Source organism: Terrabacter sp. 2TAF16, assembly GCF_052115065.1.
Taxonomy (GTDB): Bacteria; Actinomycetota; Actinomycetes; order Actinomycetales; family Dermatophilaceae; genus Terrabacter.
On sequence record NZ_JBFRFZ010000043.1, the window covers coordinates 1 to 914 of the forward strand.

Here is a 914-nt window from a genome sequence, read left to right on the forward strand (position 1 = left end):
ACCGCGATCGCCGCCGGCGCCTCGCTCACCATCAAGGTCGCCGGCGTCACCGGGTCACCCGTCCCAGCCGGGGCCACCGCCGCCGCGATCAACCTCACCGCCACCTCACCCCGGGCGGCCGGCTTCCTCAGCGCCGACTCGACCGCCACGACCGGCAGCTCCACCGCCAACTTCGCCGCCGGCCAGACCGTCGCCAACCTCCTCGTCGGCCGGCTCACCACCTCCGGCACGCTGACGATCGTCAACCACTCCGCCGGCACCGTGCAGGTCATCGCCGACGTCACCGGCTACCTCACCACCAGCGGCACGAGCCAGCGGTGGACGAGCACGACGCCCACTCGCCTGCTCGACACCCGCGTCGGCACGACATCCAACCCCGTCCGCACCGCGATCGCCGCCGGCGCCTCGCTCACCATCAAGGTCGCCGGCGTCACCGGGTCACCCGTGCCCGCCGGAGCGACCGCCGCCGCGATCAACCTCACCGCCACCTCACCCCGGGCGGCCGGCTTCCTCAGCGCCGACTCGACCGCCACCACCGGGAGCTCCACGGCCAACTTCGCCGCCGGCCAGACCGTCGCCAACCTCCTCGTCGGCCGGCTCACCACCTCCGGCACGCTGACGATCGTCAACCACTCCGCCGGCACCGTGCAGGTCATCGCCGACGTCACCGGCTACGTCACGACCGCGAGCACCGCGAACCAGTGGGCCACGACCGCTCCGACGCGCGTACTCGACACCCGCGTCGGCACGACATCCAACCCCGTGCGCACCGCGATCGCCGCCGGCGCCTCGCTCACCATCAAGGTCGCCGGCGTCACCGGGTCACCCGTCCCAGCCGGGGCCACCGCCGCCGCGATCAACCTCACCGCCACCTCACCCCGGGCGGCCGGCTTCCTCAGCGCCGACTCGACCGC

General features: G+C 74.0%; 1 protein-coding gene. It reads left to right on the forward strand.

The window, feature by feature from the left end; translation table 11 throughout:
• The coding region (locus tag AB4Z14_RS22050; protein ID WP_442277114.1) for a hypothetical protein at window positions 1–914 on the forward strand (914 nt) is incomplete at both ends.